Source organism: Streptomyces hyaluromycini, assembly GCF_002217755.1.
In the GTDB taxonomy this organism is placed as follows: domain Bacteria; phylum Actinomycetota; class Actinomycetes; order Streptomycetales; family Streptomycetaceae; genus Streptomyces; species Streptomyces hyaluromycini.
The window spans coordinates 25,342-49,547 of the sequence record NZ_BCFL01000038.1 but is presented as its reverse complement, the minus strand read 5'-3'; the positions used below and the strand labels follow the sequence as shown (position 1 = coordinate 49,547).

Below are 24,206 nucleotides of genomic sequence, written 5' to 3'. Positions count from 1 at the left end.
CCCCGGAGAAGGCGCCCGCCGAGGTCGTGGAGCTGCTCCGCTCGGCGAGCCGGTTCATCGTCGGCCGGGAACAGCCCACGTGAACCGCGGCTGACGGCGCTCCAGGAACGCGGCGACGCCCTCGGCGGTGTCGCCGCTGCCGCGTGCCTGCTCCGCCCAGTGCGCGTCCCGGTCCGTACGGCCGTTCGCGAACTCCTTCGCGGCGGCCTGCGTCAGCTGCGAGCGGGCCGCCAGAGTCCGGGTGAACTCGGCCACCCGCTTGTCCAGTTCGCCCTCCGGCAGTACCTCGTCGACCAGCCCGGTGCGCAGCGCCCGCGCCGCGTCGATCAGCTCGCCGGAGAAGAGGAGGTACTTGGTGGTGGCCGGGCCGACGAGGGACACCAGGCGCCGGGTGGAGGCGGCCGGGTAGACGATGCCGAGCTTGGCCGGTGTCACCCCGAACAGCGCGCCCTCCTCGGCGAACCGCAGATCGCAGGCGGCGGCGAGCTGCGAGCCGCCGCCGACGCAGTGGCCGCGCACCGCGGCGAGGGTCGGCTTGGGGAACGCGGCGAGCGCCTCCTCGGCCGCGACGGCGAGGGTCTGTGCCTCGGCGGAGGAGCCCCGGAGGCCGGAGATGTCGGCGCCGGCGCAGAAGGTGCCGCCCTCGCCGGTGAGGACGAGGGCCCGCACGGCGGGGTCGGCCGCGAGGGCGTCGAGGAGGGGCGGGAGGGCGCGCCACATGTCCGCGGTCATCGCGTTGCGTTTGGCCGCATTGCCGATGACTACCGTGGCAACGGCGTTTCTGACCTGGTGGTCGAGGCGGGGCTCCATAGTGCGGGATGGTATCCGCGCCCGGGTGGAGCGGAATTCCGGTGGTGTCCGGGGAGCCGCACCGCGTCCCGTCGGAAAGTTCTCATACCCGTACAACCCGAATAGTTCGCGAAGTCGGCACTGAGGAGGGCAAGAGTCGCTCCACAACTGACCTTGTCATACGCCAACGGTCAGATCCGTTCGATAGTTGCTGACTTGTGTTCAGTCATCCGGAGCGGAGCGGGTCGTTACCAACACTCGACGTGTGGTGACAATCGAGCGCGAGGGTGGCGACCGGACGATGGAGAACCACGGGCGTGGGCACGACCCGCGTCCAGAGGGAGGCGGCGCTGCGCCGCCGGATCCGCTGCCGTACGAAGGAGTCTGGCGGTTCACCGCCGCCGCCGTGGACGCCTCGGTCCCGCAGGCGCGGCGCGCCGTACGGGACCTGCTCCAGCGCCAGGGCGTCCCGGTCTCGGAGGACCTGGTGTACGGGCTGTTGCTGATCGTCTCCGAGCTGGTCACCAACGCGGTCAAGCACGCGGCGCTGCTGTCGCCGATGCTCGCCGTCGAGGTCGCCGTCGGCGCCGAGTGGGTGCGGGTGTCGGTGGAGGACAACCACCCCTACCGCCCGACCGCCCTGGAGGCCGACCACGGCCGGCTCGGCGGCCGGGGGCTGCTGCTGGTGCGCGAGGTGGCCCGGGAGGCGGGCGGAGTCGTGGACGTGGAGCACACGTCGAGCGGCGGCAAGGTGATCTGGGCCGCCCTGCCGCTCAAACCCGCGACGCTGCCCTGAGGAGGTTCACCAGCCGGCGGACGGGCCCGTCAGCTCCCTGACCGAGGGGCGGGCCGCGTCCAGCACGGTCATGAACCAGGACGAGAAGGGGTCCTCGGCGTGCCGTTCGGCCAGCTCGGCGGCCGTCACGAAGACGGTCGCCTCGACCTCCTCCGGGTCCGGCGCGAGCGGCGCCTGGACCATGCCGACGAACAGGTGGTTGAACTCCTGCTCGACCAGGCCGGAGGCCGGGTCCGGGTGGTTGTAGCGGACCGTGCCCGCCTCGGCGAGCAGCGACGGGGAGACCCCCAGCTCCTCGAAGGTCCGCCGGGCGGCCGCCGCGAAGGGGGCCTCACCGGGGTAGGGGTGGCCGCAGCAGGTGTTGGACCACACGCCGGGGGAGTGGTACTTGCCCAGTGCCCGCTGCTGGAGCAGCAGCCTGCCGTGCTCGTCGAAGAGGAAGACGGAGAACGCCCGGTGCAGCTGCCCGGGCGGCTGGTGCGCGGCCAGCTTCTCCGCGGTGCCGATGGTCACACCCTTCTCGTCGACGAGTTCAAGGAAAATCGCGTCTGCGGTCCCTTCCGACGTGCTGTGCGTCGCGGTGGCAGGTGTGATCGGCATACCCATCCTTCGCCTCGGTCTTCGCACCAAGTCTGCCGTACGAATCCGACACTCCCGGCACTTCCCGGCACGGGCACGCCGGAAGAGGGACCCGGTAGTTGATCGTGCCCTACGGGTGCCGGAGGGAACCGTCCGGGGGTCTCGAACACAAGGACGCCGGGGGAGTGCGGAGCGCTGCGTTCCGGTATCTGACCGTGACGGGGTCAGTGGCAGAGCCGGGCCTCGTGCTCCGCGTGCCCGCCCGGCTCCAGCTGGAAGGTGCAGTGCTCCACGTCGAAGTGGTGGCCCAGGCAGCCCTGCAGCTCGTGCAGCATCTTCTCGTGGCCGATGGCGCTCAGCACGTCCGAGCGGACCACCACGTGCGCCGAGAGCACCGGCATCCCCGAGGTGATCGTCCAGGCGTGCAGATCGTGGACGTCCTCCACGCCGTCAAGCGCCAGGATGTGCGTCCGTACCTCCGCCATGTCGACGTCCCGCGGTGCCGCCTCCAGCAGGACGTCCAGGGTCTCGCGCAGCAGTTTCAGTGTCCTCGGCACGATCATGAGGCCGATGACCAGCGAGGCGATCGGGTCGGCCGTCTGCCAGCCGGTGGTCAGGATCACCACCGCCGAGATCAGCACCGCCAGCGAGCCCAGCGCGTCGGCCGCCACCTCCAGGAAGGCCCCGCGCACGTTCAGGCTCTCCTGCTGGCCGCGCACCAGCAGCGTGAGCGAGATCATGTTGGCGACCAGGCCGATCAGACCGAACACGATCATCTGGCCGCCGTGGGTGTCCGCGGGCGTGACGAACCGCTGGATCGCCTCGTACAGCACATATCCGCCGACCACGAGCAGCAGCAGACAGTTCGCCAGGGCGGCGAGGATCTCGGCGCGGGCGAGGCCGAAGGTGCGGTTGGTGCTCGGCGGGCGGTTGGCGAAGTGGATCGCCAGCAGGGCCATGCCGAGGCCCAGCGCGTCGGTCGCCATGTGGGCCGCGTCCGCGATCAGCGCGAGCGAGTCGGCCACCAGACCGCCGGCGATCTCGACCACCATCACCCCGAGGGTGATGGCGAGCGCCACCCGAAGCCGTCCGCGGTAAGCCGCCGCGGCCGTGCCGGTGGCCGGCGCGTGGGTGTGCCCGTGGCCGTGGTCGTGCCCTGCCCCCATGAGATACGCCTCCTGTGTTCCGCCCGGGATCACAGTGAACTACGGGTGGGGGGTATCCGGCAACGCGGCACTGAACACCGTTGTCATGTGCCCTGACCTGCGGAAACGAATCCCAGGTCAGGGCAGCCTCAGTTACCTTCCGTGAGGGGTCGGGCCGTGCGGGTGGACGCTCGCGGCCCCGCGGGCGGGTGTCCTCAATGTCCGTTCCGTGAACGCGGTTTGTGGGCCGGGGCCCGGATCACGGATGATGATCTCGGCAAAGGCCGGGACAGAGTGGGTCGACCGTGCCGTGAACGGCCGGTGAACAAGCAGTCCTCACCATCCGCTAACCTCTGCCGAATGCCGCCCGGGGGCCACCGGGCACACCCCGCTCGACCACGCAGCAGACCGGCGCCCATAGGCCGGCACCCAGGGAGTGAGTTCGGTTGTCGACCGCCATCGTCACCGGTCCGCCGGTCCCCGGATCGTCACTGGAGAGCGATCTGCGGGCGCTCGGCTTCGAGGTGTGGACGGCGTCGGACACCGCCGAGACCGAGGCCCTGCTCACCGCCGTCCCCGCCGACCGGCGCGTCGCCGTCGTCGACGCCCGCTTCGTCGGTCATGTGCACGCCCTGCGGCTCGGTCTCACCGACCCCCGCTTCCCGCTCGCCGCGATCCCCGGCGCCGTCACCGCCCAGCCGGCCGGCCGTCAGGCCCTGAGCCGCGCGCTGGCCGGGGAAGCCTCCGCGGGCGGCGGTACCGCCCTCGCCGTCGACGGTCTCGTCTCCGCCCTGGACGCGGACGTCCACCACCCCGAGCTCGGCAGCCTGGTCGCCGCCGTCCCCGCCGACCCGCAGGCCCGCAACGAGGCGCGGCAGGCCGTCGCCGCCGTCGACGACGAGGCCGTACGCCTGAAGTCGGCCGTGAAGTCCCGCGACGGCTTCTTCACCACCTTCTTCATCAGCCCGTACTCCCGGTACCTCGCCCGCTGGTGCGCCAGGCGCGGACTGACCCCCAACCAGGTCACCACCGCCTCGCTGGTCACCGCCCTGATCGCGGCGAGCTGCGCGGCCACCGGCACCCGGGCCGGGTTCGTCGCCGCGGGCGTCCTGCTGATCGCGTCCTTCGTCCTGGACTGCACCGACGGCCAGCTCGCCCGCTACTCCCTGCAGTACTCCACGCTCGGCGCCTGGCTGGACGCCACCTTCGACCGGGCCAAGGAGTACGCCTACTACGCGGGCCTCGCCCTGGGCGCCGCCCGCGGCGGCGGCCACGACGATGTATGGGCGCTGGCACTGGGCGCGATGATCCTCCAGACCTGCCGGCACGTGGTCGACTTCTCCTTCAATGAGGCCAACCACGACGCCACCGCCAACACCAGCCCCACCGCCGCCCTCTCCGGACGCCTCGACAGCGTCGGCTGGACGGTCTGGGTGCGCCGGATGATAGTCCTGCCCATCGGCGAACGATGGGCACTGATAGCCGTCCTCACGGCGGCCACGACCCCCCGCATCACCTTCTCTGTACTGCTGATCGGCTGCGCCTTCGCGGCCACGTACACCACGGCAGGGCGGGTCCTGCGGTCGCTGACCCGGAAGGCGAAGCGCACCGACCGGGCGGCGCAGGCGCTGGCGGACCTCGCGGACAACGGCCCCCTCGCGGGATTCGTGTCCCGCACCGGCGGGCGTACCCCGCTCGGCCCCCCGCTCGTGCTGGCGCTCGCCGGAGTGGCGGTTCTCACTGCCTCCCTTCTCTCCGGGGTGACCTGGGCGCCGGTCGTGGGCGCCTTCGTCTACGCCGTCGCCTCCGGCCGGGCCCTGGCCGGCCCTCTCAAGGGCGCCCTCGACTGGCTGGTCCCGCCCCTCTTCCGGGCCGCCGAGTACGGCACCGTCCTGGTCCTCGCAAGCAAATCCGGGGTGAACGGAGCCCTTCCTGCAGCTTTCGGCCTGGTGGCCGCCGTCGCCTACCATCACTACGACACGGTGTACCGCATCCGCGGCGACGCCGGGGCGCCGCCGGCCTGGCTGGTCCGCGCCATCGGGGGGCAGGAAGGGCGAACGCTGCTGGTCACCGTTCTGGCCGCGGCGCTCACCGCCGCACAGTTCAAGGTCGCGCTCACGGTCCTGGCCGTGGCCGTGGCCGGGCTGGTGCTCGTCGAGAGCATCCGCTTCTGGGTGTCCGCAGGGGCACCCGCCGTACACGATGAAGGAGAACCCGCATGATCGGCCTCGTGCTGGCGGCCGGCGCCGGACGGCGTCTGCGCCCCTACACCGACAGCCTGCCCAAGGCGCTGGTGCCGGTGGGGCCCGCCGGGATAGAGGACTCGATCACGGTGCTCGACCTGACCCTCGGCAACTTCGCCGAGATCGGCCTGACCGAGGTCGCGATCATCGTCGGCTACCGCAAGGAGGCCGTCTACGAGCGCAAGGCGGCCCTGGAGGCCAAGTACGGCCTCAAGCTCACCCTCATCGACAACGACAAGGCCGAGGAGTGGAACAACGCCTACTCCCTGTGGTGCGGCCGTGACGCCCTCAAGGACGGCGTGATCCTCGCCAACGGCGACACCGTGCACCCGGTCTCCGTCGAGCGGACGCTGCTCGCCTCCCGCGGCGACGGCAAGCGGATCATCCTCGCCCTGGACACCGTGAAGTCCCTCGCGGACGAGGAGATGAAGGTCGTCGTCGACGCCGACAAGGGCATGACGAAGATCACCAAGCTGATGGACCCCGCCGAGGCCACCGGCGAGTACATCGGCGTCACGCTCATCGAGGGCGACGCGGCCCCCGAGCTGGCCGACGCGCTGAAGGCGGTCTGGGAGACCGACCCGCAGCAGTTCTACGAGCACGGCTACCAGGAGCTGGTCAACCGCGGTTTCCGGATCGACGTGGCGCCCATCGGCGACGTCCGGTGGGTCGAGATCGACAACCACGACGATCTCGCCAGGGGACGGGAGATCGCGTGCCAGTACTGACCCGGCTGATCCCCTCGCCGGTCGTCGTGGACATCCGCCCGGGTGCCCTCGACGACCTGGCGGGCGTGCTCGCCGACGAACGCATCTCGCACTCGGGGCGGCTCGCCGTCGCCGTCAGCGGCGGCTCCGGCTCGAAGCTGCGCGAGCGCGTCTCGCCGAGCCTGCCCGGCGCCACCTGGTACGAGGTCGGCGGCGGCACCCTCGACGACGCGATCCGGCTGGCCGGCGACATCAAGGCCGGCCACTACGACGCGGTCGTCGGCCTCGGCGGCGGCAAGATCATCGACTGCGCCAAGTTCGCCGCCGCCCGGGTCGGCCTGCCGCTGGTCGCCGTGCCGACGAACCTCGCGCACGACGGCCTGTGCTCGCCGGTCGCCACCCTCGACAACGACGCGGGCCGCGGCTCCTACGGTGTGCCGAACCCGATCGCGGTCGTCATCGACCTCGACGTCATCCGGGAGGCCCCGGCGCGCTTCGTGCGCTCGGGCATCGGCGACGCCGTCTCCAACATCTCCGCGATCGCGGACTGGGAGCTGTCCCACCGCGTGAACGGCGAGAAGATCGACGGTCTGGCGGCCGCCATGGCCCGGCAGGCCGGCGAGGCGGTGCTGCGCCACCCCGGCGGCATCGGCGAGAACGACTTCCTCCAGGTCCTCGCCGAGGCGCTGGTGCTCAGCGGTATCGCCATGTCGGTGTCGGGCGACTCCCGTCCGTCCTCCGGCGCCTGCCACGAGATCAACCACGCCTTCGACCTGCTGTTCCCGAGGCGTGCCGCCAGCCATGGCGAGCAGTGCGGGCTCGGCGCGGCTTTCGCGATGTACCTGCGCGGAGCCCACGAGCAGTCCGTGTACATGGCCGATGTGCTGCGCCGGCACGGACTGCCGGTGCTGCCGGAGGAGATCGGCTTCACCGTGGACGAGTTCGTCCGGGTCGTGGAGTTCGCTCCGGAGACCCGGCCCGGCCGCTACACCATCCTCGAACACCTCGACCTCAAGACCCACCAGATCAAGGACTTCTACGTCGACTATGTCAAGGCCATCGGTAGCTGAACTCCGTCCGGTCGTGCACCCCGCAGGGGTCAAGGACCGGCGCAGCGGTGAGCACTGGATGGGGCGCCTCTACATGCGTGAGGTGTCCCTGCGGGTGGACCGCTACCTGGTGAACACCAGGGTCACGCCCAACCAGCTCACGTACCTGATGACCGTCTTCGGCGTGCTCGCGGCCCCGGCCCTGCTGGTGCCGGGGATCACGGGCGCCGTGCTCGGCGTGGTCTGCGTCCAGATGTACCTGCTGCTCGACTGCGTCGACGGCGAGGTCGCCCGCTGGAAGCAGCAGTACTCGCTGGGCGGGGTCTACCTCGACCGGGTGGGTGCGTATCTGACTGACGCGGCCGTTCTTGTCGGGCTCGGCCTGCGCGCCGCCGACCTGTTCGGCAGCGGCCGTATCGACTGGCTGTGGGCCTTCCTCGGCACCCTGGCCGCGCTCGGCGCGATCCTGATCAAGGCCGAGACCGACCTGGTCGGCGTCGCCCGCCACCAGGCCGGGCTGCCGGTGGTCAAGGAGGCCGCCGCCGAGATGCGCTCCTCCGGGATGGCGCTGGCCCGCCGGGCCGCCGCCCTGCTCCGGTTCCACCGGCTGATCCTCGGCATCGAGGCGTCCCTGCTGATCCTGGTCCTCGCGATCGTCGACCACGTCCGCGGCGACCTCTTCTTCACCCGCCTCGGCACCGCCGTGCTGGCCGGCATCGCGCTGCTCCAGACCCTGCTGCACCTGGTCTCGGTCCTCGCGTCGAGCAGGCTGCGGTGAGCGCCGGGCTGAAGGTCGGCGCGGTCGTCATCACCATGGGCAACCGCCCGGACGAACTGCGCGCCCTCCTCGACTCGGTCGCCAAGCAGGACGGCGAGCGGGTCGAGGTGGTCGTCGTCGGCAACGGCTCGCCCGTCCCGGAGGTGCCGGACGGCGTCCGCACCCTGGAGCTGCCCGAGAACCTCGGGATCCCCGGCGGGCGCAACGTCGGCATAGAGGCCTTCGGCCCGAGCGGCCGCGATGTCGACATATTGCTCTTCCTCGACGACGACGGACTGCTCGCCGAGCACGACACCGCCGAACTGTGCCGCCGGGCCTTCGCCGACGACCAGCGGCTCGGCATCATCAGCTTCCGCATCGCCGACCCGGACACCGGGCAGACCCAGCGCCGGCACGTGCCGCGGCTGCGGGCCTCCGACCCGATGCGCTCCTCCCGGGTCACCACCTTCCTCGGCGGCGCCAACGCCGTCCGCACCCAGGTCCTCGCCGAGGTCGGCGGCCTGCCGGACGAGTTCTTCTACGCCCACGAGGAGACCGACCTGGCCTGGCGGGCCCTGGACGCCGGCTGGATGATCGACTACCGCTCCGACATGGTCCTCAACCACCCCACCACCGCTCCCTCCCGGCACGCGGTCTACCACCGGATGGTCGCCCGCAACCGGGTCTGGCTGGCCCGCCGCAACCTGCCCGCCCTCCTGGTCCCGGTCTACCTCGGGGTGTGGATGCTGCTGACCCTGGTGCGCCGCCCCTCCCGCCCGGCCCTGCACGCCTGGTTCGCCGGCTTCCGGGAGGGCTGGACCACCCCGTGCGGACCCCGCCGCCCGATGCGCTGGCGCACCGTGTGGAAGCTCACGCGACTGGGCCGTCCCCCGGTGATCTGACAAGCTCGAAGGTGCGTGTCCGCGCGTACGGCGTGCGGACACGCCCGGGAACGGCCGCGCACGGCGCGCGGAAGCCCGCGGGAACGTGTCCGATGGCGGAGACGTGTCGCGTCCGATAGCACAATTCCGTAAGACGAACGTAAGACGCATCCACGATGCATCCGAAGGCGAATCCGAAGGCGCATCCGCGGACGGATCCGGAGACGAAGGCTTCCACCCTTGAGTGAGACAACGCATGACGGCGGGATCGCGGTGAGCGCGGTGCCGTCGCCCGACGAAGGCCTCACGGCGGCGCAGCTCGCCGCCAGGTACGGGCTCGCGGTGAGCGGCGCACGCCCCTCGCTCGTCGAGTACGTACGCCAGCTCTGGGGACGGCGCCACTTCATCCTGGCCTTCTCGCAGGCGAAGCTCACCGCCCAGTACAGCCAGGCCAAGCTCGGCCAGCTCTGGCAGGTGGCCACGCCGCTGCTGAACGCGGCCGTGTACTACTTCATCTTCGGCGTCATCCTGCACGCCAGCCGTGGCATGTCGCAGGACATCTACATTCCGTTCCTGGTCACCGGCGTGTTCACCTTCACGTTCACGCAGAGCTCGATCATGACGGGCGTGCGGGCGATCTCCGGCAACCTCGGTCTGGTGCGCGCGCTGCACTTCCCGCGCGCCTCGCTGCCGATCTCCTTCGCGCTCCAGCAGCTCCAGCAGCTGCTGTTCTCGATGATCGTCATGGTCGCCGTGGTGGTCGGGTTCGGCAGCCGCCCGGGTCTTTCGTGGGTGCTGGTCGTCCCGATCCTGTTCCTGCTGTTCCTCTTCAACACGGGACTGGCCCTGATCGTGGCCCGGATGGGAGCCAAGACCCCGGACCTCGCCCAGCTGCTGCCGTTCATGCTGCGCACCTGGATGTACATGTCCGGTGTGATGTTCTCGATCACCAAGATGATGGAGGGCCGGCCGGAGTGGGCGCGCACGCTCCTCCAGGTGAACCCCGCCACCGTCTTCATGGACCTGATGCGCTTCGCCCTCATCGACGGCTATGGCGCCTCGAACCTGCCGCCGCACGTCTGGGCCGTCGCCCTGTCCTGGGCCGTGGTCGTGTTCGCCGGCGGTTTCGTGTACTTCTGGAAGGCGGAGGAGCGGTACGGCCGTGGCTGACCTGAACGACGTGGAGCAGAGCCAGGGGGAGCGGATCCCCACCGTGATCGCGGAGGACGTGCACATCGTCTACCGGGTCAACGGCGCCAAGAGCGGCAAGGGCAGCGCGACGGCCGCCCTCAGCCGCATCTTCAAGCGCGGCGACGACCGGGGCGTGCGCAAGGTGCACGCGGTCCGCGGGGTCTCCTTCGTGGCCTACCGCGGCGAGGCCATCGGCCTGATCGGCTCCAACGGCTCCGGCAAGTCCACCCTGCTGCGCGCCATCGCCGGCCTGCTGCCCGCCGAGAAGGGCCGGGTGTACACCAACGGCCAGCCCTCGCTGCTCGGCGTCAACGCGGCCCTGATGAACGACCTCACGGGTGAGCGCAACGTCATCCTGGGCGGCCTGGCCATGGGCATGTCCCGCGAGGACATCAGGGCCCGTTACCAGGAGATCGTCGAGTTCTCCGGCATCAACGACAAGGGCGACTTCATCACCCTGCCCATGCGGACCTACTCCTCCGGCATGGCGGCCCGGCTCCGCTTCTCCATCGCCGCCGCCAAGGACCACGACGTCCTCATGATCGACGAGGCGCTGGCCACCGGTGACGCGGCCTTCCGCAAGCGCTCCGAGGACCGGATCCGCGAACTGCGCGAGCACGCCGGCACGGTGTTTCTGGTCAGTCACAACAACAAGTCGATCCGCGACACCTGCGACCGCGTCCTGTGGCTGGAGCGCGGTGAGCTGCGCATGGACGGCCCGACCGAAGAGGTGCTCCAGGAGTACGAGAAGTTCACGGGCAAGTAGCCCGCCACGCCCCGGGCCCCGCCGGAACCTTTCCGGTGGGGCCCGGCGTCTGCAAAGGAAACGTCAACTCCGGCTCGCCTTAGGAATCTTGACGGCAATCGGTGTGTTGTTGTGATCTGGGGGACACCCCGACGAACCTCGATGCGTTGTACAACGTAAGCTGTACCGGTCCCGGAAAGCGGCAAGTGGGGCGATAATGCGCGACACCCTCCGCCGGGCCGCCCCGCGGACTGCTGGGCGGCGTGTCCGAAATAGTGCGTATTGGGTCGGCAGTGTAGAACGGGAGATGTGACGGCAATGGCTACGGAAACTCCCCAGCTCAACGCAGGCCGCGCCGTCCCCGCCCCGGGCAGCGAACGGTGACGGCAGCCGGCCCGGTGCGCACCGGGGACCCGGAGCGCGGCACCCTGGACAAGGCCGCGGACGAGAACTTCCCCGTGGCCCCCTTCTTCCTGCCGAAAGCCTGGCGCGACGACCTGATGGCGGTGTACGGCTTCGCCCGCCTCGTCGACGACATCGGCGACGGCGACCTGGCCCCCGGCGGCGGCGACGCACGGCTGCTGGGGGTGTCGCCGGAGGACGCCGAGGACCGCCTGGTCCTGCTCGACGCCTTCGAGGCCGACCTGCGCCGCGTCTTCGACGCCACCCCGCACCATCCCCTGCTGCGCCGCCTTCAGCCCACGGTCCGCCGCTGCGAACTGACCCCCGAGCCGTTCCTCGGACTGATCGCCGCCAACCGTCAGGATCAGCTCGTCAAGCGGTACGAGACCTACGACGACCTCCTCGCCTACTGCGAGCTGTCCGCCAACCCCGTCGGCCGCCTGGTCCTCGCCGTCACCGGCACCTCGTCCTCTGAGCGGACCCGGCTCTCCGACTCGATCTGCACCGCACTCCAGATCGTCGAACACCTCCAGGACGTGGCCGAGGACCTCGGCCGCGACCGGATCTATCTGCCCGCCGAGGACATGAAGCGCTTTCACGTCCAGGAGGCGGATCTCGCCAGGAAAACCGCAGGCGCATCGGTGCGTGCACTGGTTGCATACGAAGCACAACGCGCCCGCGATCTCCTGAATGAAGGCGCCCCCCTTGTGGGTAGCGTCCACGGCAGGTTGAAGCTGCTGCTCGCGGGGTTCGTGGCGGGGGGAAGGGCGGCGGTCCACGCGATCGCCGCCGCCGAATACGACGTACTTCCAGGCCCGCCCAAGCCCGGCAAGGGCCGGTTGCTGCGTGAGGTGGGCGTGACTCTGCGAGGAGAGGGGTGATCCGGACCGTGGACTCTCCCACACATGTGTCCGCACCGGTACTCGCCGCCTACAGCTACTGCGAGACCGTGACCGGACAGCAGGCACGGAACTTCGCCTACGGCATCAGGCTGCTCCCGGCGCCCAAGCGGCGTGCCATGTCGGCGCTCTACGCCTTCTCCCGGCGCGTCGACGACATCGGCGACGGCGAGCTGGCCGGCGACGTGAAGGCGGCCCGCCTGGAGGACACCCGGGCGCTGCTCGCCCGGGTCCAGGAGGGCGGGGTCGCCGAGGACGACACCGACCCGGTCGCGGTCGCCCTCGCGCATGCCGCCCAGGCCTTCCCGATCCCGCTCGGCGGCCTGGACGAGCTGATCGACGGCGTGCTGATGGACGTACGCGGCGAGCACTACGAGACCTGGGACGACCTCAAGGTCTACTGCCGCTGCGTGGCCGGCGCCATCGGCCGGCTCTCGCTCGGCGTGTTCGGTACGGAACCCGGGGCGCGCGGCGCCGAGCGCGCGCCGGAGTACGCCGACACGCTCGGTCTCGCGCTCCAGCTCACCAACATCCTCAGGGACATCCGCGAGGACGCCGGCAACGGCCGTACCTATCTGCCCGCCGACGACCTCGCCAAGTTCGGCTGCTCGGCCGGGTTCCACGGGCCGACCCCGCCGGAGGGCTCCGACTTCGCGGGCCTCGTGCACTTCGAAGTACGGCGCGCCCGTGCCCTTTTCGCCGAGGGCTACCGGCTGCTGCCCATGCTCGACCGGCGCAGCGGCGCCTGTGTCGCCGCCATGGCCGGCATCTACCGCCGCCTGCTCGACCGCATCGAGCGCGAACCGGAGGCGGTGCTGCGCGGCCGGGTCTCGCTGCCCGGACGCGAGAAGGCGTACGTCGCCGTGCGCGGCCTGTCCGGGCTCGACACCCGGCGCCACACCTCCCGTCTGACCGTCAGGAGGCGCGCCTGATGGACAAAGTGGGCCAAGGTGACTCCACCGGAGGAAAACGGCAGGCAACCCTCCGGCGCGGCATGGCGTCCCTGACTGCGACGGCCCGCCCTGCCCCGTTCCACCGGCACCGCGGGCGGCCAGGAGAGGCGGCACGATGACCGACGGCACGCGATCCGAACGGACGCACGACGACATCCCGTCCGGGCGCACCGCCGTCGTGATCGGCGGCGGGCTCGCGGGCATCACGGCCGCGCTCGCGCTCGCCGACGCGGGGGTGCGCGTGACGTTGCTCGAAGGCAGGCCGCGGCTCGGCGGGCTCGCCTTCTCCTTCCAGCGCGGCGACCTGACCGTGGACAACGGCCAGCACGTGTACCTGCGTTGCTGCACCGCCTACCGCTGGTTCCTCGACCGCATCGAGGGCACGGCGCTGGCACCGCTGCAGGACCGCCTCGACGTGCCCGTGCTCGACCTCGCCAAGCCGGAGGGGCGGCGCCTGGGCAGGCTCCGTCGCGACCCGCTGCCGGTGCCCCTGCATCTGGGACGCAGCCTGGCCGCCTATCCGCACCTCTCGCTCGCCGAGCGGGCCAGGGTCGGGCGTGCCGCGCTCGCGCTCAAGGGGCTCGACCTCGCCGATCCGAGCCTGGACGCACAGGACTTCGGCAGCTGGCTGGCCGCCCACGGCCAGTCGGCGCGTGCCGTCGAGGCCCTGTGGGACCTGGTCGGGGTCGCCACCCTCAACGCGGTCGCGGGCGACGCCTCGCTGGGGCTCGCCGCGATGGTGTTCAAGACCGGTCTGCTGTCCGACCCGGGCGCGGCCGACATCGGCTGGGCCCATGTGCCGCTGGGCGAACTGCACGACCGGCTGGCCCGCAAGGCGCTCGACTCCGCGGGCGTGCGTACCGAGGTCCGTACACGCGTCACCTCCGTCTCCACTAACGAGAACGGAACCTGGAGCGTTCAGGTTCCCGGCGAGACACTCACCGCCGACGCCGTCGTGCTCGCCGTCGCCCCGCGCGAGGCGTACGACCTGCTGCCCGCCGGCGCCCTCGACGCCCCCGGGAATCTTCTGGAGATCGGCACCGCACCGATCCTCAACGTCCATGTGGTCTACGACCGCACGGTGCTCACCAAGCCGTTCTTCGCGGCCCTCGGCACCCCGGTCCAGTGGGTGTTCGACCGCACCCACGCCTCCGGGCTGCGCGAGGGCCAGTACCTGGCGCTGTCGCAGTCGGCGGCCCAGGACGAGATCGACACCCCCGTGGCCGACCTGCGCGAGCGCTATCTGCCCGAGCTGGAACGGTTGTTGCCCGGTGCACGCGGCGCCGGGGTGCAGGACTTCTTCGTGACCAGGGAGCGCACCGCGACATTCGCCCCCGCCCCCGGCGTCGGGCGGCTGCGGCCCGGCGCCCGCACCAAGGCACCCGGCCTCTACCTGGCCGGAGCGTGGACCGCCACCGGGTGGCCCGCGACCATGGAGAGTGCGGTCCGCAGCGGTGTCAGCGCGGCCGATGCCGCGTTGAGCACTCTGGGCCGGCCCCGCCCCCGTCACCTCTTCGAGTTCGAGGAGGCGGCGTGACGCTCGATCAGCAGGCGGCAGGTCCCCGCACCCCCGGTACCGCAACAAGAGGAGAAACTGTGCCCACTGTGCCCCCGGCCGAGACGGCTGCCGACGCGGTGGACGTGACCGCGCTCCTGGAGCGCGGCCGGACCCTTGCCACACCGGTACTGCGGGCGGCCGTCGACCGCCTGGCCTCCCCCATGGACACCGTGGCCGCCTACCACTTCGGCTGGATCGACGCCGAGGGCAACCCCGCCGACGGCGACGGCGGCAAGGCCGTACGGCCCGCGCTCGCCGTGCTCTCCGCCGAGGTCACCGGCGCCGCCCCCGAGGTCGGCATCCCCGGTGCCGTCGCCGTCGAACTCGTCCACAACTTCTCCCTGCTGCACGACGACCTGATGGACGGCGACGAACAGCGCCGGCACCGCGACACCGTCTGGAAGGTGCACGGCCCCGCCCAGGCCATCCTGGTCGGCGACGCACTGTTCGCCCTCGCCAACGAGGTCCTCCTCGAACTCGGCACCGTCGAGGCCGGCCGTGCCACCCGTCGGCTCACCACCGCCACCCGCGCCCTGATCGACGGCCAGGCCCAGGACATCTCCTACGAGCACCGCGACCGGGTCAGCGTCGAGGAGTGCCTGGAGATGGAGGGCAACAAGACCGGCGCCCTGCTCGCCGCCTCCAGCTCCATCGGCGCGGTGCTCGGCGGCGCCGACGACCGCACCGCCGACACCCTGGAGAAGTACGGCTACCACCTCGGCCTCGCCTTCCAGGCCGTCGACGACCTGCTCGGCATCTGGGGCGACCCGGACGCCACCGGCAAGCAGACCTGGAGCGACCTGCGCCAGCGCAAGAAGTCCCTCCCGGTCGTCGCCGCGCTCGCCGCGGGCGGGCCCGCCTCCGAGCGGCTCGGCGAGATCCTCGCCGCCGACGCCAAGAGCAGCGACTTCGAGAACTTCTCCGAGGAGGAGTTCGCCGCCCGCGCCGCCCTCATCGAGGAGGCCGGCGGCCGCGAGTGGACCGCCCAAGAGGCGCGTCGCCAGCACACCATCGCCATCGAGGCCCTGCACGCCATCGACATGCCCGACCGGGTACGGGCACAGTTCACGGCGCTCGCGGACTTCGTCGTCGTACGAAAGAGATGATCATTATCGGTCGAATAGCCCTCGCGTAGTCGCCGGCCGGTGCGAGCGCGCAGCCAGCACCGGCCGACGGCGGACCCACAGCAGAACGATTTCGCACGACTGCACGAAGGGGAAGCCATGACAGCGACGACCGACGGAAGCACCGGGGCCACCCTGCCGCCCCGGGCCGACTCGGCCAGCACCAAGATCACCACCCCCGTGGCGACCGGGGTACAAGAAGCCGCCGCACGCGCTGTCCGGCGCGCCACCGACCATCTGCTCGCCCAGCAGGACGCGCAGGGCTGGTGGAAGGGCGACCTGGAGACCAACGTCACCATGGACGCCGAGGACCTGCTGCTCCGTCAGTTCCTGGGCATCCGCGACGAGTCCACGACCGCCGCCGCGGCGCTCTTCATCCGCGGCGAGCAGCGCGAGGACGGCACCTGGGCCACCTTCTACGGCGGTCCCGGCGAACTCTCCACCACCATCGAGGCGTACGTCGCCCTGCGGCTGGCCGGGGACGCGCCGGACGCACCCCACATGGCGAAGGCGTCGGCCTGGATCCGCGAGCGTGGCGGCATCGCCGCCGCCCGGGTCTTCACCCGGATCTGGCTGGCCCTGTTCGGCTGGTGGAAATGGGAGGACCTGCCCGAACTCCCGCCGGAACTCCTGTACTTCCCCAAGTGGTTCCCGCTCAGCATCTACAACTTCGGCCAGTGGGCCCGGCAGACCATCGTGCCGCTCACCGTGGTCTCGGCCAAGCGCCCGGTGCGCCCCGCCCCCTTCCCGCTGGACGAGCTCCACACCGACCCGGCCGACCCGAACCCGCCCCAGCCGCTGGCACCGGTGGCGAGCTGGGAGGGCGTCTTCCAGCGACTCGACAAGGTTGTCCGCGGGTACCGCAGGATCGCGCTGGGCCGGCTGCGCGGCTCGGCCCTGAAGTCCGCCGCCCGCTGGATCGTCGAGCGCCAGGAGAACGACGGCGCCTGGGGCGGCATCCAGCCCCCGGCCGTGTACTCGGTGATCGCCCTGTACCTGCTCGGCTACGACCTCGAACACCCCGTGATGCGCGCGGGGTTGGAATCGCTGGATCGTTACGCCGTGTGGCGCGAGGACGGTGCCCGGATGATCGAGGCCTGCCAGTCCCCGGTGTGGGACACCTGTCTGGCGACGATCGCGCTCGCCGACGCGGGCCTGCCGGCCGACCACCCGCAGCTGGTCAAGGCCGCCGACTGGATGCTCGGCGAGCAGATCGTCCGCCCTGGCGACTGGGCGGTCAAGCGGCCCCAACTGCCCCCGGGCGGCTGGGCGTTCGAGTTCCACAACGACAACTACCCCGACATCGACGACACCGCCGAGGTGGTCCTCGCCCTGCGCCGGGTCAGGCACCACGACCCCGAGCGGATGGAGAAGGCCATCGGGCGCGGGGTGCGCTGGAACCTCGGCATGCAGTCGAAGAACGGCGCCTGGGGCGCCTTCGACGTCGACAACACCAGCCCGTTCCCCAACCGGCTGCCGTTCTGCGACTTCGGCGAGGTCATCGACCCGCCGTCGGCCGACGTCACCGCGCACGTCGTGGAGATGCTCGCCTTCGAGGGCATGTCCCACGACCCGCGCACCCGGCGCGGCATCGAGTGGCTGCTCGCCGAACAGGAGCCGAACGGCGCCTGGTTCGGGCGCTGGGGCGTCAACTACGTCTACGGCACCGGCTCCGTGGTGCCCGCGCTCACCGCGGCCGGGCTGCCCGCCTCGCACCCGGCGATCCGGCGGGCGGTGACCTGGCTGGAGCAGGTCCAGAACGAGGACGGAGGGTGGGGCGAGGACCTGCGCTCCTACAAGTACGCCGACGGCTGGAGCGGGCGCGGCGCCTCCACCGCCTCCCAGACCGCGTGGGCGCTGATGGCGCTGCTCGCGGCGGGGGAGAAGGACGCCAAGGCCGTCGAGCGGGGCATCCGGTGGCTCGCCGAGACCCAGCGCGAGGACGGCTCCTGGGACGAGCCGTACTTCACCGGCACCGGCTTCCCCTGGGACTTCTCCATCAACTACCACCTCTACCGGCAGGTCTTCCCGCTCACCGCGCTCGGCCGCTACGTGCACGGCGAGCCCACCCCCGAGGCCGAGGGGGACTGATGAACCCCACGCCCGCGCCGGCCCCGCTGCTGATCGCCTGCGCACTCGGCATCGAGCACCTCGCCCTGCGCGCCGGTGAACGCGGGGGCGCGGGCGGCCCCGTCACCGTGCTGCGCACCGGCATGGGTCCCAAGGCGGCGGAACGGTCCGTCACCCGGGTCCTGGCCGATCCCGCACTCGCCGGTGCCGCGGTGCTGGCGACGGGCTTCTGCGCGGGGCTCGCCCCCGGGATGCACCCCGGCGACCTGGTCGTCGCCGAGGAGACCCGGGACCCCCGCGGCAGTGTCCCGTGCGTCGGCACCGAGCTCCTCGTGAAGGAGCTCGTGCGGACCCTGCCCGGCCGCACTGTCCACACCGGACCCGTCACCGGCTCCGATCACGTCGTCCGCGGTCACGAGCGATCAGATCTGCTCGCGACCGGCGCAATCGCGGTCGACATGGAATCGGCGGCCACGCTCCTGAGCGCCGTACGCGCGGGCGAGCGCCCTGTTGCGGCCGTAAGGGTGGTCGTGGACGCTCCTGAACATGAACTCGTCCGGATCGGCACGGTGCGCGGTGGAATATCTGCTTTCCGCGTTCTTCGATCCGTTCTTCCAGCTTTCTTCGAATGGCACCGTTCTTTGCTGCTCCCCCGGAGGTGAGCCAGATGGCCATGCCGCTGCGTCAGTCGATCAAGGTCGCTACTTACTTGGCCGAACAGAAGCTCCGCAAGCGGGACAAGTTCCCGCTGATCGTGGAGCTGGAACCGCTCTTCGCCTGCAACCTGAAGTGTGAGGGCTGCGGCAAGATCCAGCATCCGGCGGGGGTGTTGAAGCAGCGCATGCCGGTCGCGCAGGCGGTCGGGGCGGTGCTGGAGTCCGGTGCCCCGATGGTATCCATCGCGGGCGGCGAGCCCCTGATGCACCCTCAGATCGACGAGATCGTGCGGCAGTTGGTGGCGAAGCGGAAGTACGTCTTCCTGTGCACCAACGCGATGCTGCTGCGCAAGAAGATGGACAAGTTCACGCCCTCGCCCTACTTCGCCTTCGCGGTGCACATCGACGGGCTGCGCGAGCGGCACGACGAGTCCGTGGCGAAGGAAGGCGTGTTCGACGAGGCCGTGGAGGCCATCAAGGAGGCCAAGCGGCGCGGCTTCCGGGTGACCACCAACTCGACCTTCTTCAACACGGACACTCCGCAGACCATCATCGAGGTGCTCAACTTCCTCAACGACGACCTCAAGGTCGACGAGATGATGATCTCGCCCGCCTACGCCTACGAGAAGGCACCCGACCAGGAGCACTTCCTCGGCGTGGAGCAGACCCGCGAGCTCTTCAAGAAGGCCTTCGCGGGCGGCAACCGCAAGAAGTGGCGGCTCAACCACTCCCCGCTCTTCCTGGACTTCCTGGAGGGCAAGGTCGACTTCCCGTGCACGGCCTGGGCGATCCCGAACTACTCGCTCTTCGGCTGGCAGCGCCCCTGCTACCTGATGAGCGACGGGTACGTGCCGACGTACCGCGAACTCATCGAGGAGACCGACTGGGACAAGTACGGCCGCGGCAAGGACCCGCGCTGCGCCAACTGCATGGCGCACTGCGGCTACGAGCCCACCGCCGTCCTCGCCACCATGGGGTCGCTCAAGGAGTCGCTGCGCGCGATGCGCGAGACGGTCTCCGGGAACCGGGAGTGACCGCATGACCGCCATTTCCCTGGGCCTCCCCGAGGTCCCGGCCCGGCCCGTCGCCGAGCGCCGCGTGTCCCGGCAGATCCAGGTCGGGCCGGTGGCGGTCGGCGGCGGTGCCCCGGTGTCGGTGCAGTCGATGACCACGACCCGCACCTCGGACATCGGCGCCACCCTCCAGCAGATCGCCGAACTCACCGCGTCCGGCTGCCAGATCGTCCGCGTCGCCTGCCCCACGCAGGACGACGCGGACGCCCTGGCGACGATCGCGAAGAAGTCCCAGATCCCGGTGATCGCCGACATCCACTTCCAGCCGAAGTACGTGTTCGCGGCGATCGAGGCCGGCTGCGCGGCGGTCCGCGTGAACCCCGGCAACATCAAGCAGTTCGACGACAAGGTGCGGGAGATCGCGCGGGCCGCCAAGGACCACGGCACGCCGATCCGGATCGGGGTCAACGCCGGCTCACTCGACCGGCGGCTCCTGGAGAAGTACGGCAAGGCGACCCCCGAGGCGCTCGTGGAGAGCGCTCTCTGGGAGGCCTCGCTCTTCGAGGAGCACGACTTCCGGGACATCAAGATCTCCGTCAAGCACAACGACCCGGTCGTGATGATCGAGGCGTACCGGCAGCTCGCCGCCCAGTGCGACTACCCGCTGCACCTCGGGGTCACGGAGGCGGGCCCGGCGTTCCAGGGCACCGTCAAGTCCGCGGTCGCCTTCGGGGCGTTGCTCTCGCAGGGCATCGGTGACACGATCCGCGTCTCGCTGTCCGCCCCGCCCGCCGAGGAGGTCAAGGTCGGCATCCAGATCCTGGAGTCGCTGAACCTGCGGCAGCGGCGCCTGGAGATCGTCTCCTGCCCGTCCTGCGGGCGCGCCCAGGTCGACGTCTACAAGCTGGCGGACGAGGTGACGGCAGGACTGGAGGGCATGGAAGTGCCCTTGCGCGTCGCCGTCATGGGATGCGTGGTCAACGGCCCCGGCGAGGCACGGGAGGCCGATCTGGGGGTCGCCTCCGGCAACGGCAAGGGGCAGATCTTCGTCAAGGGCGAGGTCGTCAAGACCGTCCCCGAGTCGAAGATCGTGGAGACCCTCATCGAGGAAGCGATGAAGATCGCCGAACAGATGGAGCAGGACGGCGCCGGGTCCGGAGCACCCGCCGTCACGGTGAGCTGAACAGCACGGACCGAGAGGGGGCCGAGCGTGACGATTCTGGAGAAGATCCGGGGACCACGCGACCTGAAGGCGCTGTCCGAGGCGGAACTCGGTGAACTGTCCGAAGAAATACGCGAGTTCCTGGTGCACGCGGTCGCCAGGACCGGCGGCCACCTCGGGCCCAACCTGGGCGTCGTGGAGCTGACCGTCGCACTGCACCGGGTCTTCGAGTCCCCGGCCGACCGCATCCTCTGGGACACCGGCCACCAGAGTTACGTCCACAAGTTGCTGACCGGCCGTCAGGACTTCTCCAAGCTGCGCGGCAAGGGCGGCCTGTCCGGATACCCCTCGCGCGAGGAGTCCGAGCACGACGTCATCGAGAACAGCCACGCCTCCACCGCACTCGGCTGGGCCGACGGCCTCGCCAAGGCCCGCCAGGTGCAGGGGGAGAAGGGCCATGTCGTCGCGGTCATCGGCGACGGCGCGCTGACCGGCGGGATGGCCTGGGAGGCGCTCAACAACATCGCGGCCGCCAAGGACCGGCCGCTGATCATCGTCGTCAACGACAACGAGCGGTCGTACGCCCCCACCATCGGCGGACTCGCCAACCACCTCGCCACCCTGCGCACCACCGACGGCTACGAGAAGGTGCTGGCCTGGGGCAAGGACGTCCTCCTGCGTACCCCGGTGGTCGGCAACACCATCTACGAGTCCCTGCACGGCGCGAAGAAGGGCTTCAAGGACGCCTTCGCCCCGCAGGGCATGTTCGAGGACCTGGGCCTCAAGTACGTCGGCCCGATCGACGGCCACGACATCAAGGCCGTCGAGTCGGCGCTGCGGCGCGCGAAACGTTTCCACGGGCCGGTACTGGTGCACTGCCTCACGGAGAAGGGCCGCGGCTATGAACCCGCCCTCGCCCACGAGGAGGACCACTTCCACACCGTCGGCGTGATGGACCCGCTCACCTGCGAGCCGCTCGCGCCGTCCAACGGCCCCTCCTGGACCTCGGTGTTCGGCGACGAGATCGTCCGGATCGGCGAGGAACGGGACGACGTCGTGGCGATCACCGCGGCCATGCTGCACCCGGTCGGCCTCGGCAAGTTCGCCGAACGCTTCCCCGACCGCGTGTGGGACGTGGGCATCGCCGAGCAGCACGCGGCGGTCTCGGCGGCCGGCCTCGCGACCGGGGGACTGCACCCGGTCGTCGCCGTCTACGCCACGTTCCTGAACCGTGCCTTCGACCAGCTGCTGATGGACGTGGCGCTGCACCGCTGCGGGGTGACGTTCGTCCTGGACCGGGCGGGCGTGACGGGAGTCGACGGCGCGTCGCACAACGGCATGTGGGACATGTCAATCCTCCAGGTCGTACCCGGCCTCAGGATCGCCGCCCCGCGCGACGCCGAACAGCTGCGGCTCCAGCTGCGCGAGGCGGTCGCGGTGGACGACGCGCCGACGTTGGTCCGCTTCCCGAAGGAGTCGGTGGGGCCCGAGATCCCGGCGGTCGATCGGGTCGGCGGGATCGACGTCCTGCACCGCGCGGAGGACGCCCGGGTGCTGCTGGTCGCGGTCGGCGTGATGGCTCCGGTCTGCCTCCAGGCGGCCGAGCTGCTGGCCGCCCGGGGCATCGGCTGCACGGTCGTGGACCCGCGGTGGGTCAAGCCCGTGGATCCCGCGCTGCCGGGTCTGGCGGCACAGCACGAACTGGTGGCCGTCGTCGAGGACAACAGCCGGGCGGCCGGGGTCGGCGCGGCGGTGGCGCTGGCGCTGGGCGACGCCGAAGTGGACGTGCCGGTGCGGCGGTTCGGGATTCCGGAGCAGTTTCTGGCGCATGCGAAGCGGGGGGAGGTGCTGGCCGACATCGGGCTGACGCCGGTGGAGATCGCGGGGCGGATCGGGTCCGGTCTTGCGGGGCGGGGGGCCGACAGTGCCTACGGGGGTGCCGCAGGGGGTCGTGTGGCGGGTGCGGCGGTGTCTGGGCTGGTCGCGCAGTTCCCCGCGCCCCTACGGGGCGCTGACCGTGAGGGCGCTTACAAGGAGAAGGAATGACTGAGGAGTTCGACCTCGGTGTGCTGCTGGCCGAGCGTGGCGGTGAGCGGTACGAGCTGCACGGGAAGTACCTGAACCATCAGCTGCCGCGCATGCTGCACACCATCGGCTTCGACAAGGTGTACGAGCGGGCAGAGGGCGCCCACTTCTGGGACGCGGACGGCAACGACTACCTGGACATGCTCGCCGGGTTCGGGGTGATGGGCCTGGGCCGCCACCACCCCGTCGTCCGCAAGGCCCTGCACGACGTCCTGGACGCCCAGCTCGCCGACCTCACCCGCTTCGACTGCCAGCCGCTGCCCGGACTGCTCGCCGAGCGGCTCCTCGCGCACAGCCCGCACCTGGACCGGGTGTTCTTCGGCAACAGCGGCACGGAGTCGGTGGAGACAGCCCTGAAGTTCGCCCGCTTCGCCACCGGCAGACCCCGTGTCCTCTACTGCGACCACGCCTTCCACGGCCTGACCACCGGCTCGCTGTCGGTCAACGGCGAGGACGGCTTCCGGGACGGCTTCGCCCCGCTGCTCCCCGACACCGCCGTCCCCCTCGGCGACCTCGACGCGCTCGCCCGTGAACTGAAGAAGGGCGATGTCGCCGCCCTGATCGTCGAGCCGATCCAGGGCAAGGGCGTGCACGAGGCCCCGCCCGGCTACCTGCGCGCCGCCCAGGAGCTGCTGCACAAGCACAAGGCGCTGCTGATCGCCGACGAGGTGCAGACCGGCCTCGGCCGCACCGGCGACTTCTACGCCTACCAGCACGAGGAGGGTGTGGAACCGGACCTGGTGTGCGTGGCGAAGGCGCTGTCCGGCGGGTACGTCCCGGTCGGCGCCACCCTCGGCAAGGACTGGATCTTCAAGAAGGTCTACTCGTCCATGGACCGCGTCCTGGTCCACTCGGCGAGCTTCGGCGCCAACGCGCAGGCCATGGCGGCCGGGCTCGCCGTCCTGTCGGTCATGGAGAACGACCAGATCGTCGCCAACTCCCGGGCAGTGGGGGAGCAGCTCAGGTCCCGGCTCGCCGCGCTGACCGACAAGTACGAGCTGCTCGCCGACGTGCGCGGCCGGGGCCTGATGATCGGCATCGAGTTCGGCCGGCCCGGCTCGCTGAAGCTGCGCAGCCGCTGGACCATGCTCCAGGCCGCCCGCAAGGGCCTGTTCGCCCAGATGGTCGTCGTACCGCTGCTGCAACGGCACCGGATCCTCACCCAGGTCTCCGGCGACCACCTGGAGGTGATCAAGCTCATCCCGCCGCTGATCGTCGACGAGACGGACGTGGACCGCTTCGTGGACGCCTTCACGGACGTCATGGACGACGCCCACAGCGGCGGCGGCCTGATGTGGGACTTCGGCAAGACGCTGATCAAACAGGCGGTGGCCAACCGCTAGCTTTTTGTCTCTGAGGCAAGAAAATTGCCGCAGAGACAAAGCTGCGGCTGAATGGAGGC

The 24,206-nt window shown here is 70.8% G+C and carries 22 protein-coding genes; 19 read left to right on the top strand and 3 right to left on the bottom strand.

Annotated features, from left to right (window positions below):
- Positions 1-54: 54 nt before the first annotated feature.
- Positions 55-810, bottom strand: a complete 756-nt coding sequence (locus SSP29_RS47605; RefSeq protein WP_089107255.1) for an enoyl-CoA hydratase/isomerase family protein — start codon at positions 808-810, stop codon at positions 55-57.
- 280 nt (positions 811-1,090) lie between these two features.
- Between SSP29_RS47605 and SSP29_RS47600 the strand changes: the two genes are divergently transcribed.
- Positions 1,091-1,585 carry an ATP-binding protein gene (locus tag SSP29_RS47600; RefSeq protein ID WP_089107318.1) on the top strand — a complete coding sequence of 165 codons (495 nt, stop codon included), beginning with the start codon at positions 1,091-1,093 and terminating at the stop codon, positions 1,583-1,585.
- 6 nt (positions 1,586-1,591) lie between these two features.
- On the opposite strand, the gene idi is transcribed toward SSP29_RS47600, so the two are convergent.
- Entirely contained in the window at positions 1,592-2,185 is a 594-nt protein-coding gene (gene idi / locus SSP29_RS47595) for an isopentenyl-diphosphate Delta-isomerase (protein WP_089107254.1), read from the bottom strand.
- 203 nt (positions 2,186-2,388) lie between these two features.
- Positions 2,389-3,330 carry a cation diffusion facilitator family transporter gene (locus tag SSP29_RS47590; RefSeq protein ID WP_089107253.1) on the bottom strand — a complete coding sequence of 314 codons (942 nt, stop codon included), beginning with the start codon at positions 3,328-3,330 and terminating at the stop codon, positions 2,389-2,391.
- A gap of 425 nt (positions 3,331-3,755) precedes the next feature.
- On the opposite strand from SSP29_RS47590, the gene SSP29_RS47585 reads away from it, so the two are divergent.
- The 18 genes from SSP29_RS47585 (at position 3,756) to SSP29_RS47505 (ending at position 24,147) form a co-directional block, all read left to right on the top strand.
- Entirely contained in the window at positions 3,756-5,531 is a 1,776-nt protein-coding gene (locus SSP29_RS47585) for a DUF5941 domain-containing protein (protein WP_089107252.1), read from the top strand.
- The gene (locus tag SSP29_RS47580; RefSeq protein WP_089107251.1) at positions 5,528-6,280 is read left to right on the top strand and encodes a phosphocholine cytidylyltransferase family protein; all 753 of its coding nucleotides are present in this window, start codon (positions 5,528-5,530) and stop codon (positions 6,278-6,280) included. The genes SSP29_RS47585 and SSP29_RS47580 overlap by 4 nt, the downstream gene beginning before the upstream one ends.
- Positions 6,268-7,329: an iron-containing alcohol dehydrogenase family protein gene (locus SSP29_RS47575; protein WP_089107250.1), complete on the top strand. Its 1,062-nt coding sequence runs from the start codon at positions 6,268-6,270 to the stop codon at positions 7,327-7,329. Before SSP29_RS47580 ends, SSP29_RS47575 begins: the two co-directional genes overlap by 13 nt.
- Before the next feature lie 13 nt (positions 7,330-7,342).
- Positions 7,343-8,086, top strand: a complete 744-nt coding sequence (locus SSP29_RS47570) for a CDP-alcohol phosphatidyltransferase family protein (protein ID WP_089107249.1) — start codon at positions 7,343-7,345, stop codon at positions 8,084-8,086.
- A gap of 8 nt (positions 8,087-8,094) precedes the next feature.
- A complete protein-coding gene (locus SSP29_RS47565) occupies positions 8,095-8,967 on the top strand; it encodes a glycosyltransferase family 2 protein (protein WP_089107317.1) in 873 nt (290 codons plus the stop codon).
- 219 nt (positions 8,968-9,186) lie between these two features.
- Positions 9,187-10,116 (top strand): ABC transporter permease, encoded by a 930-nt coding sequence (locus tag SSP29_RS47560; protein ID WP_089107248.1) that lies wholly within the window; start codon positions 9,187-9,189, stop codon positions 10,114-10,116.
- Entirely contained in the window at positions 10,109-10,903 is a 795-nt protein-coding gene (locus tag SSP29_RS47555; RefSeq protein WP_245883568.1) for an ABC transporter ATP-binding protein, read from the top strand. The genes SSP29_RS47560 and SSP29_RS47555 overlap by 8 nt, the downstream gene beginning before the upstream one ends.
- A 359-nt stretch (positions 10,904-11,262) precedes the next feature.
- Positions 11,263-12,165, top strand: coding sequence for a squalene synthase HpnC (gene hpnC, locus SSP29_RS47550; RefSeq protein ID WP_089107247.1), 903 nt, complete (start codon positions 11,263-11,265; stop codon positions 12,163-12,165).
- A complete protein-coding gene (gene hpnD, locus SSP29_RS47545; protein WP_150136338.1) occupies positions 12,162-13,115 on the top strand; it encodes a presqualene diphosphate synthase HpnD in 954 nt (317 codons plus the stop codon). The genes hpnC and hpnD overlap by 4 nt, the downstream gene beginning before the upstream one ends.
- Positions 13,115-13,255, top strand: a complete 141-nt coding sequence (locus SSP29_RS61475; protein ID WP_368669297.1) for a DUF6380 family protein — start codon at positions 13,115-13,117, stop codon at positions 13,253-13,255. The genes hpnD and SSP29_RS61475 overlap by 1 nt, the downstream gene beginning before the upstream one ends.
- Positions 13,252-14,673 carry a hydroxysqualene dehydroxylase HpnE gene (hpnE, locus tag SSP29_RS47540; RefSeq protein WP_089107246.1) on the top strand — a complete coding sequence of 474 codons (1,422 nt, stop codon included), beginning with the start codon at positions 13,252-13,254 and terminating at the stop codon, positions 14,671-14,673. Before SSP29_RS61475 ends, hpnE begins: the two co-directional genes overlap by 4 nt.
- A 59-nt stretch (positions 14,674-14,732) precedes the next feature.
- Entirely contained in the window at positions 14,733-15,800 is a 1,068-nt protein-coding gene (locus SSP29_RS47535; protein WP_150136337.1) for a polyprenyl synthetase family protein, read from the top strand.
- 117 nt (positions 15,801-15,917) lie between these two features.
- A complete protein-coding gene (shc, locus tag SSP29_RS47530) occupies positions 15,918-17,909 on the top strand; it encodes a squalene--hopene cyclase (RefSeq protein WP_089107244.1) in 1,992 nt (663 codons plus the stop codon).
- Entirely contained in the window at positions 17,909-18,550 is a 642-nt protein-coding gene (locus tag SSP29_RS47525; protein WP_089107243.1) for a phosphorylase family protein, read from the top strand. The genes shc and SSP29_RS47525 overlap by 1 nt, the downstream gene beginning before the upstream one ends.
- 5 nt (positions 18,551-18,555) lie before the next feature.
- Positions 18,556-19,578: an adenosyl-hopene transferase HpnH gene (hpnH, locus tag SSP29_RS47520; RefSeq protein ID WP_089107242.1), complete on the top strand. Its 1,023-nt coding sequence runs from the start codon at positions 18,556-18,558 to the stop codon at positions 19,576-19,578.
- Positions 19,579-19,582: 4 nt separating this feature from the next.
- The gene (gene ispG, locus SSP29_RS47515) at positions 19,583-20,740 is read left to right on the top strand and encodes a flavodoxin-dependent (E)-4-hydroxy-3-methylbut-2-enyl-diphosphate synthase (protein ID WP_089107241.1); all 1,158 of its coding nucleotides are present in this window, start codon (positions 19,583-19,585) and stop codon (positions 20,738-20,740) included.
- A gap of 27 nt (positions 20,741-20,767) precedes the next feature.
- Positions 20,768-22,765 carry a 1-deoxy-D-xylulose-5-phosphate synthase gene (gene dxs, locus SSP29_RS47510; protein ID WP_150136335.1) on the top strand — a complete coding sequence of 666 codons (1,998 nt, stop codon included), beginning with the start codon at positions 20,768-20,770 and terminating at the stop codon, positions 22,763-22,765.
- Complete coding sequence (locus tag SSP29_RS47505; protein ID WP_089107240.1) at positions 22,762-24,147, top strand: aspartate aminotransferase family protein; 1,386 nt, start codon at positions 22,762-22,764, stop codon at positions 24,145-24,147. Before dxs ends, SSP29_RS47505 begins: the two co-directional genes overlap by 4 nt.
- Positions 24,148-24,206: the final 59 nt, after the last annotated feature.

What these genes read in the sequence shown, in the direction of transcription:
- hpnE (WP_089107246.1), top strand. Translation starts at nt 13,252, where the DNA reads ATGACCGACGGCACGCGATCCGAACGGACGCACGACGACATCCCGTCC.
- SSP29_RS47600 (WP_089107318.1), top strand. Translation starts at nt 1,091, where the DNA reads ATGGAGAACCACGGGCGTGGGCACGACCCGCGTCCAGAGGGAGGCGGC.
- SSP29_RS47580 (WP_089107251.1), top strand. Translation starts at nt 5,528, where the DNA reads ATGATCGGCCTCGTGCTGGCGGCCGGCGCCGGACGGCGTCTGCGCCCC.
- SSP29_RS47505 (WP_089107240.1), top strand. Translation starts at nt 22,762, where the DNA reads ATGACTGAGGAGTTCGACCTCGGTGTGCTGCTGGCCGAGCGTGGCGGT.
- SSP29_RS47590 (WP_089107253.1), bottom strand. Translation starts at nt 3,330, where the DNA reads ATGGGGGCAGGGCACGACCACGGCCACGGGCACACCCACGCGCCGGCC.
- SSP29_RS47605 (WP_089107255.1), bottom strand. Translation starts at nt 810, where the DNA reads ATGGAGCCCCGCCTCGACCACCAGGTCAGAAACGCCGTTGCCACGGTA.
- idi (WP_089107254.1), bottom strand. Translation starts at nt 2,185, where the DNA reads ATGCCGATCACACCTGCCACCGCGACGCACAGCACGTCGGAAGGGACC.
- SSP29_RS61475 (WP_368669297.1), top strand. Translation starts at nt 13,115, where the DNA reads ATGGACAAAGTGGGCCAAGGTGACTCCACCGGAGGAAAACGGCAGGCA.
- SSP29_RS47525 (WP_089107243.1), top strand. Translation starts at nt 17,909, where the DNA reads ATGAACCCCACGCCCGCGCCGGCCCCGCTGCTGATCGCCTGCGCACTC.
- shc (WP_089107244.1), top strand. Translation starts at nt 15,918, where the DNA reads ATGACAGCGACGACCGACGGAAGCACCGGGGCCACCCTGCCGCCCCGG.
- ispG (WP_089107241.1), top strand. Translation starts at nt 19,583, where the DNA reads ATGACCGCCATTTCCCTGGGCCTCCCCGAGGTCCCGGCCCGGCCCGTC.
- hpnH (WP_089107242.1), top strand. Translation starts at nt 18,556, where the DNA reads ATGGCCATGCCGCTGCGTCAGTCGATCAAGGTCGCTACTTACTTGGCC.